The 14,822-nt window shown below is 35.9% G+C and carries 10 protein-coding genes; 3 read left to right on the top strand and 7 right to left on the bottom strand.

The genetic code is table 11. The annotated features are described in order from the left end of the window. Positions 1-59 precede the first annotated feature (59 nt). Positions 60-1,976 (top strand): Na+/H+ antiporter NhaC family protein, encoded by a 1,917-nt coding sequence (locus A8L32_RS17520; protein ID WP_075591086.1) that lies wholly within the window; start codon positions 60-62, stop codon positions 1,974-1,976. A gap of 45 nt (positions 1,977-2,021) precedes the next feature. Here A8L32_RS17520 and A8L32_RS17515 read toward each other — a convergent pair whose 3' ends face one another. The 7 genes from A8L32_RS17515 to A8L32_RS17485 all read right to left on the bottom strand — a co-directional run bounded on the left by A8L32_RS17515 (position 2,022) and on the right by A8L32_RS17485 (position 11,442). Then, positions 2,022-2,990 carry a T9SS type A sorting domain-containing protein gene (locus tag A8L32_RS17515; RefSeq protein WP_075591085.1) on the bottom strand — a complete coding sequence of 323 codons (969 nt, stop codon included), beginning with the start codon at positions 2,988-2,990 and terminating at the stop codon, positions 2,022-2,024. Between the two features lie 224 nt (positions 2,991-3,214). Further along, positions 3,215-4,651: a hypothetical protein gene (locus A8L32_RS17510; RefSeq protein ID WP_075591084.1), complete on the bottom strand. Its 1,437-nt coding sequence runs from the start codon at positions 4,649-4,651 to the stop codon at positions 3,215-3,217. Between the two features lie 272 nt (positions 4,652-4,923). After that, the gene (locus A8L32_RS17505) at positions 4,924-5,688 is read right to left on the bottom strand and encodes a zinc ribbon domain-containing protein (protein WP_075591083.1); all 765 of its coding nucleotides are present in this window, start codon (positions 5,686-5,688) and stop codon (positions 4,924-4,926) included. Positions 5,689-5,692: 4 nt separating this feature from the next. Beyond that, the gene (locus tag A8L32_RS17500) at positions 5,693-6,787 is read right to left on the bottom strand and encodes a Nif3-like dinuclear metal center hexameric protein (protein ID WP_075591082.1); all 1,095 of its coding nucleotides are present in this window, start codon (positions 6,785-6,787) and stop codon (positions 5,693-5,695) included. Between the two features lie 46 nt (positions 6,788-6,833). Next, positions 6,834-7,169 carry a MerR family transcriptional regulator gene (locus A8L32_RS17495; protein ID WP_233145499.1) on the bottom strand — a complete coding sequence of 112 codons (336 nt, stop codon included), beginning with the start codon at positions 7,167-7,169 and terminating at the stop codon, positions 6,834-6,836. Positions 7,170-7,391: 222 nt separating this feature from the next. Then, a complete protein-coding gene (locus tag A8L32_RS17490) occupies positions 7,392-9,059 on the bottom strand; it encodes a glycoside hydrolase family protein (protein WP_198931808.1) in 1,668 nt (555 codons plus the stop codon). 7 nt (positions 9,060-9,066) lie between these two features. Then, positions 9,067-11,442, bottom strand: a complete 2,376-nt coding sequence (locus tag A8L32_RS17485; protein WP_075591079.1) for a glycoside hydrolase family 3 N-terminal domain-containing protein — start codon at positions 11,440-11,442, stop codon at positions 9,067-9,069. Between the two features lie 178 nt (positions 11,443-11,620). Here A8L32_RS17485 and A8L32_RS17480 point away from each other — a divergent pair, with 178 nt between their 5' ends. Both A8L32_RS17480 and A8L32_RS17475 read left to right on the top strand, forming a co-directional pair. Then, positions 11,621-13,249, top strand: a complete 1,629-nt coding sequence (locus tag A8L32_RS17480) for a helix-turn-helix domain-containing protein (protein ID WP_075591078.1) — start codon at positions 11,621-11,623, stop codon at positions 13,247-13,249. A 215-nt stretch (positions 13,250-13,464) separates the two neighbouring features. Continuing rightward, the gene (locus tag A8L32_RS17475; protein ID WP_075591077.1) at positions 13,465-14,595 is read left to right on the top strand and encodes a CapA family protein; all 1,131 of its coding nucleotides are present in this window, start codon (positions 13,465-13,467) and stop codon (positions 14,593-14,595) included. Positions 14,596-14,822: the final 227 nt, after the last annotated feature.

The raw sequence follows: 14,822 nt of genomic DNA, 5'->3' as shown, positions 1-14,822 counted from the left end.
CTAAATAAAGATTCAGTTATATTTGCCTTTAACATTATCATTAACCTAATTATTGTTGGATGCCTTTTGTAAGAACACTACTAATTATTTTTCTGACCTCCTTTTTTAGTGGTCTATACGCCGAAAAATCATCGTTTGATATTCAGTTGCCAGATATATTAGTTTCGTCAGTGGATACGGAGCTTAATATTGTTTTTAAGGATTTACCAGATTCGTTAAAGAGTGAAGTTAAAGTTAAACTGAATGATGAGCTAATCGATTACAGTTGGTCACAAAATATACTGTCCGCAACTATCCACCCTAAAGGTAAGTCGGAGTTAAGTGTTTTTGTGGGGCGTCAAAAAAAGGATTCTATTCCGTTACATCCAATTCCGCTCTGGTTTTCCATTTTGCCACCTTTAATAGCCATTTTAATGGCCTTACTCACCAAGGAAGTATTCTCATCTTTGTTTGTTGGTTTAATGGTTGGAACTACCATCATATGGAAATATAAAGGTTTTTCTTTTTTTATGAGCTTGTTCAAAGGCCTGTTTAGTGTGGTAGATACCTATGCTTTATCTGCGCTATTGGATTCAGACCATCTCTCAATTATTATTTTTTCTATGTTGATAGGAGGAATGGTAGCCTTAATTACGCTGAATGGAGGAATGAAAGGGGTAGTCAATATTCTATCTAAATATGCCAAGAGTCCGCGCTCAGGTCAATTTATTACTTGGTTAATGGGATTAATTATATTTTTTGATGATTATGCCAATACATTGGTAGTGGGCAATACCATGCGTCCTGTGACGGACAAACTGAAAATTTCAAGAGAAAAACTCGCCTACATTGTAGATTCAACGTCTGCACCTATTGCATCTATCGCATTTATAACCACATGGATTGGTGCCGAATTAAGTTATATCAGTGAGGGGATTAACCAATTGGGTATCGAAAAGTCGGCATATCAAGTATTTTTGAATTCTTTAAATTATGCCTTTTACCCAATCTTTACTTTAGGTTTTGTATTGATGTTAATTCTAAAGAAACGAGACTTTGGACCGATGCTCAAGGCTGAACAAAGATCAAGACGTGATGGAGTAAGGGATTTAAATAAACCAACGCATACGCCCCAAATAGTTAAGGAAATTGAAGTTAGTAGCGATGTAAAAGGTCGTTGGTATAATGCTTTTATTCCTGTCATGATTGTTGTTATAGGAACCATTGTTGGATTGATTTATACAGGTTTTGATGCCACAATTTGGAAAGACAGTTCTATTGGTATTAGCACTAAACTATCCGTGATTATAGGAAATGCAGATTCGTTTAAAGCATTAATTTGGTCTTCGTTAGGAGGAGTATTGGCGGCATTGCTACTTTCTACTTTTCAAAAAATATTAAATTTAAGAGATGCTATTGAGGGACTGATTAATGGTTTTAAAACAATGTTTAACGCAGTATTAGTTTTGGTGTTAGCATGGAGTATTGCTTTAATTACAGAGGATTTACATACTGCTTCATTTATTACAGATGCGATGAGAAGCATAGAGCTTAGTCCGCAGTGGGTGCCTGCATTGGCTTTTGTTTTTTCTGCATTAATTGCATTTAGTACAGGCTCTTCGTGGGGAACGATGGCTATTATTTATCCATTGATATTACCTGCATGCTGGAAGATTTCGATGGATGCAGGTCTTGATTTAGATACTGCATTACCCATTTTTTATAATGTTGTTTCTACTGTATTAGCAGGTTCTGTTTTAGGAGACCATTGTTCACCTATTTCAGATACTACGATATTAAGTTCTTTGGCAAGTTCGTGTAACCATTTAGCTCACGTACGAACGCAGTTGCCTTATGCACTTGTTGTAGGCGCAGTATCATTAATTATAGGAACCATTCCGGGAGCCTTTGGAGTGCCTTCTTGGTTACTGGTTGTAATTGGCTTTTCAATACTATATCTGATTATTACAAAAGTGGGGCATCAGGTGGCAGATTAAATGATATCACCGCAAGGAAAAAGTCGTACGGTGTTGTTATTTGAATCATTTTTTCATCACTTTTTTAGTGATAATAGTACCATTGTATTTTGCAATCCGTACTAAGTAAATACCATTTGAAAGTTGGCTTGTTGGTAAAATCATCTCCGTAGCAGATATTTTTTCTCGTTGAAGGATAGTTTTTCCAGTTAGGTCAATTAATGTTACAGATTCAATGTTGTTGCCTTTGATTGTAAGGTGATTATTAAATGGCGTAGGGTATACTTTTAAGGGATGCTCTACATTTTTAATGTTGTTAGATAAGGATGCATTTACAATAATATTATCTAATGCAAATTCATCTCTTGAACCACTGCCACTCACATCATCAGAATTCCATTTTAAGTACATCAAACCTCCATCACTAATAGTTTCTGAGATAGTGGTGTTTTTGTTTGTCATAATCCATGATGGTGACCCATTCGCAGCTTCTGGCGAAGTATAATCAAGGTCACTAATGTTAGTGTAGGAGTTGTTGTCTGTAGAATATGCGAGATTAAAGCTATTAGCTCTGTTTTGGTCGTTATATACTAAAATATCATAGGATAAGGTAATGGCGTTAATTTCCTGACCTGTATTATTGAATATTTTTATAATAAATGATCCAGGCGTAAAGTCTGAGCCAATTGGTTGAATACCCAAAGCGAAATTATTAGTAGTTGTTTCAAAGGAATAAATTCCCCCAGTTCCTATACCACCATTAGAAGTGCCTCTGGCAAAATCAGCTGTTTCATTTGAGTCTCCAAAATTAATATCTCCATCAGAAAGACCAGTAGCAATAATTCCATTCGAATTTAATTGACCAGTTGATGGAGTTGGTGTAAATCCTGAACCCGCAAATGCTCCATCGTTGATTCCTGATACTGAATTGTCAAAATCGATGGTGTAATTGGCTCCTGTTTGGTCAATAGATAATTGACTTATTGCAGACGTAGAAATAAAAAATGCAATACATAAAAGTAAAGTCGCTTTCATAGTTATGTGGTTTAGTTTTACTTAAGTGTAGGTAAGTTAATAATAAAAATATAAATATTCAAAATAGTTATATAAAAATAATGCTCATAAGTAGTTCATATACTGAGTGAATGCCTGATATAGAAAGGAGTTTGTAACAGAGTAGTTTGCTGCAAATACGGAAAGTTAGCCTATTAGCTAAACTTTTGAGAAAGCTTTAGTAGTTAGCCTAAAATATTTTTAGTTTATAGATTTAGTATTTTCGAAAGATGCGCTAGTTTTTGCTCAATGGAGTTTTTGTACTCACCATTGTTCAATCGTTTTGCTTCCTCCATAAAAAACTTAGCATGAGTAGTGTTGTTTGCTATTTCCAATTCAGCGGCGTAAAGCGCTGCATAAGGTGCGTAGTACCGAACATCTTCGTCGCCAAGTTTTATCGATTCGCTATAGTGAAATATAGCCTTGTCATTTTGTTGTAGTAGGTGATAGCACCTTCCTATTCTATATTGAAATTCAACCTTATGCGTCGCTAGTGTTAATTCGTCAGGTGTAATATCCATTAAACACTCCAAAGATTTTTGATATGAGCCTGCATCAAATAAAAGGCGAGCTTTTAATAGTTGTACATTGGGTATAGCTAAATTGCTCTCGTAAAGCGCTTGTTTATCCTCACTAGTTGGAAAGTTGGCATGCTGTTTAATGATATTTTTCTGTTGTTGATATCGTATGGTGTCTCCATTTAAAAGATGAAGCCAACTAAGATATCGGTGCGCATCTGCTTTAAACTGTTCAGACTTAACTTCAAGGATATAACGATTAAGATATTGGTATGCCACACTGTCTTGGTTAAAAACGGCCCATTTTCCTTTTAAATAGCAAAAAGGTAATCCTGAATTTTCACCAATGCATTTAATGTTTTCAATAGCCAATTGAGGTTTTCGTATTTTAAAGGCACATCGTGAAATTACAAACTGGGTTAAAGGAAGATTCTCATTGCCTATATGATTTAAAATATATTCACTTGTCAACAGTTGGTCATCCAAGAATTTAAGGTAGGAGAATCCCAAGTAAATTAATGCTTCTTGACTAGAGCCGAGTTGTGTATTAGTTTCTTTGACGTATTGTTGTAGATAAGTTATGCCGAGTTTGTGATTTCCTTCAAAGCCAATCCATCCTGCCCATTTTTTATACGGTTGTGGCATATTGCTCATGAGTAGGTTGAATATGCCATTTAATTTAAGATTGCCCAAATATTTAGGATATTGTTCTGTGCTCTTTTTCCAATATTTATAGGCCTTGTAAAATGAAAATACAGCCGCTCCACCTTTGTCTTTTTTGTACTCAATTATTCCTTTTTGTAAGTGCATTTCAGATAAAAAAGCAAAGTTGCTTTGTCTTTTGTTTTCGTACTTCAGTAAAGTATCATTAAACGCCTTAAAACGGTTTTCGTACTCTTCTGTAGCACCATTCTTAATCATTGTATTAATGAATAAATTATAATGCTTTAAATAGGCTTGTTCTGCTGAGGTGTTTTTCGGTAATAGAGAGTCCGATGTCTGTTGGTTGAGATTTAACAACGCATGTAAAGTCTCTTCAAAGATAGGTGAGTGTTGAGCATAGCCTTGCGGTGCTGCAATAAATAAGATAATTGCAGTAAGTATGTTAACGACAGCTATTCTCAAAACAAGAAATTTATAGTTTGTGTTCTAGACAGATACCAATATTACATTCCAATTAGCTCAATAATTTTATTCTTTAGCATAAACTCTTCTTAAAAAGCTTCAGCATATTTATGCATTTACTTTTTACCTTGATTAAATGCTAAACCTCTTAAATTATTTAGAGTTAATTCCGAAATAATGTTGGTATAACAAACATAGTGAGAAAGGAAATGTGAAGCAATAAAAAAGGCCACTTAAAAAAGTGACCTTTCATATATATTAAAATCTTTCGATTATTCTTTAACAGGCTCTTGGTCAATTTCGGCATCTACTAAAATACGACCACAGTACTCACAAACGATTACTTTTTTGTGCGATTTAATATCTAACTGACGCTGCGGTGGAATTTTATTAAAACAACCTCCACAAGCATCACGCTCAACTGTTACAACAGCTAAGCCGTTGATAGCATTAGAACGAATACGTTTAAATGCAGTTAACAAGCGCTCGTCAATATTACTTTCGATTAAAGCAATTTTTTCAATTTTCTTTTCCTCGTCAACCTGAGTTTCACCTACAATATCAGTAAGCTCTTTCTTTTTGGCTGCAAGGTCAGCTTTTCTATCTTCAAAAAGTTCTTTCGAAGAACCAATAACAGCTTCTTTGTTTTTAAGTTCAGCTGCAAACTCTTTAATTCTTTTTTCGCTTAATTCTATTTCAAGCTTTTGGAATTCAATTTCTTTAGACAATGAGTCAAATTCGCGGTTATTACGAACGTTATTTTGTTGGGCTTCGTACTTTTTAATTAGTACACCCGATTCTTTAATCTCATTTTTCTTTCCAGAAATAGAATCGTTTAACGCTTTTACTTCATTGTCGTAATTGGAAATACGGGTCTCAAGACCTTCAATTTCGTCTTCCAAATCCTGTACTTCAAGTGGTAACTCACCTCTAAGTGTTCTAATCTTGTCAACCTCAGTTGCCACTTTTTGTAAGTCATATAATGCCTTTAACTTTTCTTCTACAGACATTTCAGCGTTTTGATTTTTCTTTGCCATTCTGCTACAAATATTTAATAGGATTTGTATTTACTTTCGATAAACGAACCGCAAAATTAGGTATTTTTTTTGTAAGTAGCTCAAAAAAAACTTCTTTAGTAAATTGTTCGCTTTCAAAGTGCCCAATATCGGCTATAATTATTTCGTTTTCAGCATCCGAAAACTGGTGGTATTTAAAGTCTCCGCTAATAAAAATGTCTGCTCCAACACTTTTGGCTTTATTAATTAAAAAACTTCCAGCTCCTCCACAAACGGCCACTTTTTTAATGGGTTTGTTTAAAAGATTGGTATATCTAACCGTTCCAGCACCAAAAGTTTCCTTTATTCTTCTCAGAAAAGTCAATTCATCTTCGGCCGTTTTTAATTCGCCATACATACCAGAACCTGCTTGTTCATAAATATTATCTAAAGCATAAATATCGTATGCTACTTCTTCGTATGGGTGCGATTTTATCATAGCAGAAACTACTTTTCTTTTCAAATGAGCAGGGACGACCGTTTCAATACGAATTTCATCTTCAGTATGTAATTTGCCTCTTTCTCCTACATAAGGATTAGCGCTGCTGTTTGCTTTAAATGTACCCTTGCCTTCAATATTAAAACTACACGAGTCGTAATTACCAATATTGCCCGAACCTGCATTAAACATTGCAGATCTTACTTCTTCGGCTTTATCTGCAGGAGCAAAACAAACTATTTTAAAAAGCTCATTTTTTTTAGGGTCAAGAATTTTGCAATCTTTCAAACCAATCTTCTCACAAATTTTTCCGTTTACCCCTTGAAGTACGCTATCCACATTAGTGTGACCAGCATATATGGCAATATCGTTTTTAATGGCTTTGATAATTATTCGCTCAGTATAGTTATTTCCATTAAAACGTTTTACACCGCCCATGGCAATGGGATGATGAGCTAAAACAAAGTTATAGCCTAGCTCTATGGCTTCATCAATTACTTCTTCGGTAATGTCTAAGGAGATTAATACGCCCGAAACTTCAGTTTTATTGTTGCCAATAATAAGCCCTGCATTATCATAGCTTTCCTGAAAGGACAAAGGGGCAAAGTCCTCCAATATTTGAGTGATATCTTTTATTTGCATAAAATAAGTAAGTTGGATCTGATGAGTGAAAAATGAAAGGAAGGTTTTAACTATCAGCCTTTAGTTCGTCATCTTTCTCCAGATTTTCTTTCATTTCAAGTAAAACCGATTTAATGTCTTTAAGTTTTGATATTACCTCAAAATTATTGACCGTATCGTCGTGGTTTTCTTCTAGTTTTTTCTGCGCTCCTTTTAAAGTCATGCCTTTTTCCTTCACCAAATGAAATATCAGGTGAAAATTGTCGACATCGCTTGGTGTAAATAAGCGATTGCCCTTTTTGTTTTTAAAAGGTTTTATAATGGCAAACTCCTTTTCCCAAAAACGAATTAATGAAGTTTTAACATCAAACATATTAGCTACTTCACCAATAGTGTAGTACATCTTTTCTATTTTTGGCTGTTTGTAAGGCATGTTATAATTGTCATTGGTTGTTTGCTATTAGCAATTACTTAATAGCCAATATTGTTTTCCAACAACAATATTACTTCATTTTTAATAAAAGTACAATGAATAGAATGATGAGATGCAGATTGGGGATGTAAAATAATAAAAGTCGATATTGTTTTGCAATAACAATACCGACTTTTATTATGTGTTTTAAGATTATCTAATGATGACTTTACCTTCGAGTATTATTGGTTTTTGTTGTGGTTGAAGCAAGGTAACTCTAACCAAGGCTGGTTCGCCACTTTGGGCAAATTTAGTTGTATTTAAACTAAGCGTATTTTTTTCAAATGGTTTTAAAACAGGTACTTTACCTGTTACTAATTTATGCCATTGTCCATTTTTATTATACTCAATTTTAACATCGGAGGGCACTGAGTTTACTTGTCCAAAGTTTTGAATCTCGACATCTACTTTTAGTTTTTTACCGTTTAAGGTCAACCCGGGATATTTTGCAGACAACGCTTGTTGTTGGTAATTTAACCAAGGTAAACGTGCGTAGCCAAATAGTAATTTTCCTTTTCGGGTTTTGCCTAATAGTTTAGCCGCAAAATTTTCATAGTTAAAGTCGTGGCCTTCTGCGTCAAAAATGAGTATTAAGTTCTCACCTTGTTTTTCTGTTTTAATCACTTTACAACCTTTGCCAAAATTAACCGTTTCACTGGCACCGAATCTTAATGACTTAATATTCATGTCGCGATGAGGGTTGAAACCGTCTTCCGCTTTTACCAATACTTCAATAGTTTCCGTTTGGCTATCTATTTTATCTGTATTTAAAATACTAATTAAACGACCAATGGTTAATGGAATGCCCAGATTCTTTGAGCTGTACTTGTCGCTTCCCAGATCTTGCTTTTTGATGGTGTCGGCAACAGCAAAATTAGCTTGAATGGCTCTACCATATTCGTCTTGGAGCATTTTAATCCGTTCAAACTTGTACCAATTTTCAATATGGCCATTTTTATGACGAGCAATTCCGGGTTCGTAGGCTTCTCCTGCATCAAGTTTCCAGTTAATTCCATCTTTTGATCGCAGGTAATAAGCTATTCTTCCTAGCCAATCATTTACAATCATATGATATTGAATATTTGTTCGCCAAACCACAGGGTCTTCGTAGCGGCCATCGTAAGGTGGATAAGCGCTTTTTTCACTGACCTGAAAGTAGGGAGGAAGTCCATCTGGACTTAACCAAATTCCTCCTCCTCGACAAACCATTAAAAAAGAGCCATCTTCGCGTTTAGCAAAAGTAAAATTGGCTAAGTGGTCAAAAATAGGCCTTTGACGCTGATCGTAAGTAAATTTGTTATACTGCCATGGCCCATCAAGTGAATGAGATAAATAGTACCCTCCATTGACATATAAAAAATAACGACCATCTTTTAACTGTTGAATTTCTGGGTTATGACCTTTACCTATGGAATCAACGACCTTAAATGGTCCCAATTTGTTATCAGAAATGGCGTGCACCACATGCGAATGTGGCCATTGCATATGTCCTTTGGGAGCATCTTCGCGCCAGCGACATAAATACTGATGATATTTACCATCTTTATCTTGAATAATATTTCCGCCCCAATACGACCAAGTGTTGTCTTCTATTCCATTATCCGTGTAACGGGGGTTAACCCCATCGGCACCCCAATTTTCGGATGATAACTCACCCACAGCGGGCATGGGTAAAAAACGATCCATAAATCTAGCTCCCTCTACCAGTCCATCCCATTCAGCAGGCCTTGTGCGCTCAATGTCTTGAGAAAAAAGAGCAGATTGAAAGGTTATAGATAGTAGGAGCGAAAAAAATAATGTGATAAGTATTTTATTCATCATATAGATATTACTGATTTACCGAAAAGAAGACAGTTCGACCGTTTTCTAATACTTGCTTATCTCCTTCAATATTAACAACAGTGGTTAATCTGATGTCTGTACTGGATGCACCAATTTTAAATTCGTATTGGCCACCTTCTAATACCCATTGATTATTTTTAAACTGTGCCAATTGTTGCGGAGAGAACTTCCAAGTGATTTGTTTTTCTTCTCCAGTTTTTAATTCTACTCTCTGAAATCCTTTTAATTGAATTGGTTTCATAGTGGATGAAGCATCTAAAGGCGATAAATAAAGTTGGGCAATTTCAGTACCGTCCATGGAGCCAGTATTCTTTACCTTACACGAAATTTGAAGAAACTCATCTGTAAGTTTTGCACTTGGTTGTGATGTCAAATCGAAGTAGTTAAACTGCGTGTATGAAAGCCCGTAACCAAAAGGATATTGAGGTGTAATGGTGTTATATCCCGATTTATAATTGATCTCCTGTTTTTCTTCAGAACTTGGGTAGGTGACACAAAGTTTTCCGGAAGGGTTTACATTTCCAACAATAATGTCGGCTACAGCATTTCCACCTTCCTCTCCAGGAAACCATGCCTGAATAATAGCAGCACATTTATCTTCAAGCTTACTCACTACTTGTTGACGTCCACCAAACATGACAAGGATAACAGGCTTTCCGGTTGCCAATAGTTTTTCAACAAATTGCTCCTGTTCGCCGGGTAATTTAATGCCTTTTCGTTTACGGCCTTCGCCACATAAATATAAATTTTCGCCAACAGCAGCAATAATTACATCACTCTCAGAAGCAATTTTTACCGCATTATCTAAATCTGGTTGAGGCAGACCTTTTATGGCCAGAATTTTTATTTTGCTCAAGCGGTCGTCGCCTAGCCCATCTGTATTCACTTCCATTTCTAGAGGAGTACTCCAATCGCAACCTCTTTCGTGTTGTACCTGAATATCGCTGGCTAATTTGTTTTGCAATCCTTCTTTTAAGCTAACTAATTTTGGGTTGTTCGGGTCAAAGGGAGTGCTCCACCAAAATGAAATCATAGATTGGTAAGTATAATCGCCCAAAAGATTTTGAACGGTAGCTGCATTAGGACCTACCAAGGCAATTTTCTTCACTTCCTTTTTTAATGGAAGAACTCCATTATTTTTTAATAGAACAATTGACTGACAAGCCGCTTCATAAGCCAACTGACGATAAGCTGGCGGGTCGAAATCTAAATCACCATCTTTACCAATTTGTGGTTTTTCATCCAGTAAGCCCAATTTAGCTTTCATAATGAGTGAGCGTTTTACAGCCGCATCAACCTCTTCTATAGTAATCATTCCTTCTTCAATCGCTTCAGGTAACAATGGGAAAGCAATGGGTTTGGCTAATTCAAGATCGATACCTGCTTTTAAAGAAAGAACCGCTGCTTCTTTAGACGATTTGGCTTGCTTGTGCCCTTTGTAAACTAAGTTAACGGCACCGTAGTCGCTTACCACTAAACCATCAAATTTTAAATGATCGCGAAGAATATCTGTAAGCATTTCGTTGCTGATAGCCACGGCTTTCCCTTTATATTTTCCATACGATGGCATCACACTTTTGGCACCCGCTATTTTAAAGGCAGCTTCGTGCGGCATAATATATTCTTCGTATAATTCTTTAGGATTATCGTTTTGTGTACCATAACCAGCAAAGTGTTTGGTGGTAGCCGCCACGCCAGTACTTAAATCCTCACCTTGTAAACCTTTTATAAAAGCTACACCTAAGCGCGAAGTTAAGTAGGCGTCCTCTCCATAGCTTTCTTCAATTCGTTCCCAATGAGCAGTCCTGCTGATATCTAACATAGGGGAAAGGGCAAACGTAGCACCTGCGGCCCTCATATTTAATCGTGTAGTATTGGTGATTTTCTTTATCAAATCCGGATTCCAAGCACAGCCCATACCTATTTGTTGTGGATAGGTAGTAGCTCCTTGTGTAGAGAAACCGGTAATGGCTTCCTCATGAAAGATAGCTGGAATTTTAGTCTTGGTTTCTGTCATTAAATAGTGCTGTATCTCTCTAACAAAATCCCTAAGTTCGTTGGGGCTCATGGTTAGGCCAGATGAAAATTGACAGAAATGACCAATTCCATGAGGTATCACCTCTCTGCATTTTTCAAGCGATATTTTTCCATCTTCCATAATATCCATGGGGCGAATACCTTCAATTTGAGCAAGTTTTTCGTCGAGTGTCATGGTCGACATGAGCTTTTCGACTTTAGCATCTAGCTCAGGACTTGAGAAAGGAGGAGTTGAACTGGTTTCTTTTTGTTGAACACAGCTACTAAATAGAAGCGTTAAAGCAGTGATTAATAAAGTAAGATTCTTCGTGTAATTAAATTTCATGATGTAAACTTTTGTTTCGCATTTTTTAATTGAGCTTAAAGGACATTCTTATTCATCTAAAGTTAAAATATTTAGGCATAGTTTAAGCTAAGCAAAAAATAAAAATGTGGCTCATTCATATAAGCAATGGGTATTTGTGTTTATATTTACATCCTCACTAATAAATGATTAGCAATTTATGCATCTTGCAGTTTTTAAAAGTAGATGGTTTGTGTTATGTGGCTTGTTAGTTTTTTGTTTTCAGTTGTCGGAAGCAAAATCATTAACTAAAAAAGAGGCTGATTCTATCCTGAAAAAGGCTGAGCAATTTCGTTATTCGGATGCACCCAAAGCTTTGGAATATTACAATGAGTGCATAGCGTTTTTTGAAGCGCAAAAGGATACTGTTCAGATAATAAAAATTAAACAACAACAAGTCAGTATTTACTCGGGTATTGCTCAGTATCAAAAATCGTATGATGTTGCCTGGGGTTTGTTGCCTTACGTTCAATCTTCTAAGTACGCAGAGCAGCATATTATTTTACTGCAGAAGATAATTACGTTATACATGATTTATGAGCAGTTTGTAACGGCAGAGAAAACGATTGATAAGTCTTTTCAGTTGATAGATGCCTACGTTGAGGATGAAATAAAGAAGGCTGACTTTGAGGGGCGATTACATTCGTATAGAGGATGGTTAGAAACAGAGACGAGCCAAAATCTGAGTAAAGCAGAAGGACATATATTAAAAGCCTTAGAGTTATTTCAGCGCGAGGGTTTCGATAGGCATAAGCAGCATTATACCAAACTTCAGTTGGCTCAATTATATATTAAAATGTACAAATTAAAGGAGGCTGATGCTATTATGCATGAGGTGAATTTGGCATTTGAGAATAAAAAGGCCAGTGTTTTTTGTCTGCTGTACGAATATCGAGGGCGTTACTACCAGCGTAAAAGCCAAGCTGATTCTGCCATCTATTTTTATCATAAGGCTATAGATCTGATAGATTTTCATAAAGTTCATATATCTAACAAAGTGGATATACTCAATGGTCTTTCGGATATTTATGCAAAAGAAGGAAATGCTCAGTTGGCGTATGATTATATAGTGCAAGCAAAAGCTTTAAGCGATAGTGTTTTTAGTAGCACCAGTGCGCAGAATAAAAAGTTATTTGAGATTAAGGACCAATACGAAATGCAATTAAGAAATCATGAGGAAGAAATAAAATCGCAGAAGCTGGCCATGTTGCAAAAGGAAAAACAATTTTGGTTGGTTAAGTTGCTGGTGGCATGTTTTCTTCTTTTAATAATTGTAGTGTTAATTTGGTTGTATTTTAAACGAAAGGCACAGGCGTATTATCTAGAGCAAAAATATTTAAAGCAACAGCAAGATGCTATTCTTGAAATAAAAAATAAGGAGTTGCTTTCATCTGCCTTGCAACTGATTGAACGAGATACGCAACAGCAGGAAATTAAAAAGAAACTGGAATCCTTAGAAGTGAAAAAGGAGAATGTTCCTATTATTAAGCAAATTATTAAATCGCTTAATTTCGATAAATCGAAGAAGTGGAAAGAGTTCGAAACGCATTTTACAGCAGTGAATAATGTGTTTTATACTTCGTTGCAAGCTGAGTTTCCTAAGTTAACAGCCACCGACTTAAAAATTTGTGCATTTATTAACTTAGGATTTTCGAGCAAAGATATGGCGCAGATAATGGGTATTGGGGTAGAGGGAATTAATACCACACGAAGTAGGCTACGTAAAAAAATGAATTTAAACAGAGAGGTGGTGCTGGCAGATTTTTTACAAAGTTTTGGTGTAAAGTAAATGTTTGAAATGTGAATTGATATCGTTGTCCATTCATCTTGAAAATAACTTCTAATTATTCAAGCTCTTTGTGCTTGTAAAAAGGTGAATTATTGTGTTCCCTGCACTTCGTATTGGGCTATTCATATTGAATCCATTATCGAGTTGAACTTTTTTTGTTAAAAGTAAGTTCTCTGTCGCATTAATCTTATTTTTGAAGTCAAATTATTTAAACTATGAGGTTACTTTTTATACTTACTCTTTCCCTTTTTGCTGGACTATCTGTTGTTCAGGCACAAAACGATACTTTAATTTCATTTATTGGAGTGGGCGATATGATGTTGGGAACCGATTTTCCGAAGAAAGAATATTTGCCACCCAATAACGACCCTTTGCCTTACGTGTCGGAAGCGATTCCTTATCTCAAGAGCGGAGATGTAACCTTCGGTAATCTGGAAACCTGTTTGTTAGATGAAGGTCCTGTAGTTAAACGATGTAAAGATACCACCAAATGTTACGCCTTTAAAATGCCTGAGAAATACGGATTGACACTGAAAGAAATGGGTTTCGATTTTCTGAATATGGCCAATAACCATATTCGCGATTTTGGTCAGTTGGGTATGACTACCACCCGATATCATTTAGATAAAATGAATATAGCCTGGGCCGGACTGTTAGATAAACCAACAGATACGATTACTGCCAAGGGACTTAAAATAGGAATGGCCGGATTTTCCCCTAACACAGGAACGGTGGATATCAATGATTTACCCAACGCCATCCGAATCGTTAAACACCTAAAGGACTCCTGCGATATTGTTATAGTGTCCTTTCATGGTGGAGCAGAGGGAGCCAAACACCAGCACGTAACCCGTGAAAAAGAAGTGTTTTATGGCGAAAATCGCAGTAATGTGTACGAGTTTGCCCACGCCATGATTGATGCTGGGGCAGATATTATTTTTGGTCATGGCCCCCATGTTACCCGAGCCATGGAGATCTATAATAACAGATTTATTATTTATAGCATGGGTAATTTTGCCACCTATTCGCGATTTAACCTTACAGGTCCCAATGCATTAACACCAATCATAAAAGTATATACAACTCGAAGTGGCGAATTTGTAAAAGGTGAGATTATCCCTTTCAAGCAAATAAAAAATGTAGCACTGACCTACGACCATAGTCATGGCGTTATTCATAAAATTAAAGACCTTACTCGTATAGATTTTCCAGAACTTAACCATCGTTTGATCATTGAACCAGATGGTAAGTTTAGTATGCCGTTTGAAAGAAAAATGCAGCCCAAGGGGATAGGGTTAAATGGTCAGCAGTCAATAGCAAATAGTCGTGAGTTGGTTGGCTTTTAGCGCTTATTCTATTGCGTAATAAAAGATTACTCAAAAACGACATTTTAATTTGCGATTTTGATAGTTATGGTTTGTCCGCACTTTTAATATCAATTGTACTTGCTATTAATGGTATTAATTTCATGAACGATGGAGAATGGATCAATGGACTATGGGTTTCACTTCCTGTATTAGTTGTTTCATTTTTTATTGGTCTCAGAAGTAGTTAAAACTATGCACTTTAGTGT

The sequence above is a fragment of the Labilibacter marinus genome (assembly GCF_001659685.2).
Taxonomy (GTDB): Bacteria; Bacteroidota; Bacteroidia; order Bacteroidales; family Marinilabiliaceae; genus Saccharicrinis; species Saccharicrinis marinus.
The sequence above is the reverse complement of the archived record's forward strand: the minus strand, read 5'-3'. Positions and strand labels throughout refer to the sequence as shown.

Bases quoted from the DNA above. Each gene is read 5' to 3' on its own strand.
- A8L32_RS17485 (WP_075591079.1), bottom strand. From the start codon at position 11,442: ATGAAATTTAATTACACGAAGAATCTTACTTTATTAATCACTGCTTTA.
- A8L32_RS17520 (WP_075591086.1), top strand. From the start codon at position 60: ATGCCTTTTGTAAGAACACTACTAATTATTTTTCTGACCTCCTTTTTT.
- A8L32_RS17480 (WP_075591078.1), top strand. From the start codon at position 11,621: ATGCATCTTGCAGTTTTTAAAAGTAGATGGTTTGTGTTATGTGGCTTG.
- A8L32_RS17515 (WP_075591085.1), bottom strand. From the start codon at position 2,990: ATGAAAGCGACTTTACTTTTATGTATTGCATTTTTTATTTCTACGTCT.
- A8L32_RS17500 (WP_075591082.1), bottom strand. From the start codon at position 6,787: ATGCAAATAAAAGATATCACTCAAATATTGGAGGACTTTGCCCCTTTG.
- A8L32_RS17495 (WP_233145499.1), bottom strand. From the start codon at position 7,169: ATGTACTACACTATTGGTGAAGTAGCTAATATGTTTGATGTTAAAACT.
- A8L32_RS17490 (WP_198931808.1), bottom strand. From the start codon at position 9,059: ATGATGAATAAAATACTTATCACATTATTTTTTTCGCTCCTACTATCT.
- A8L32_RS17475 (WP_075591077.1), top strand. From the start codon at position 13,465: ATGAGGTTACTTTTTATACTTACTCTTTCCCTTTTTGCTGGACTATCT.
- A8L32_RS17505 (WP_075591083.1), bottom strand. From the start codon at position 5,688: ATGGCAAAGAAAAATCAAAACGCTGAAATGTCTGTAGAAGAAAAGTTA.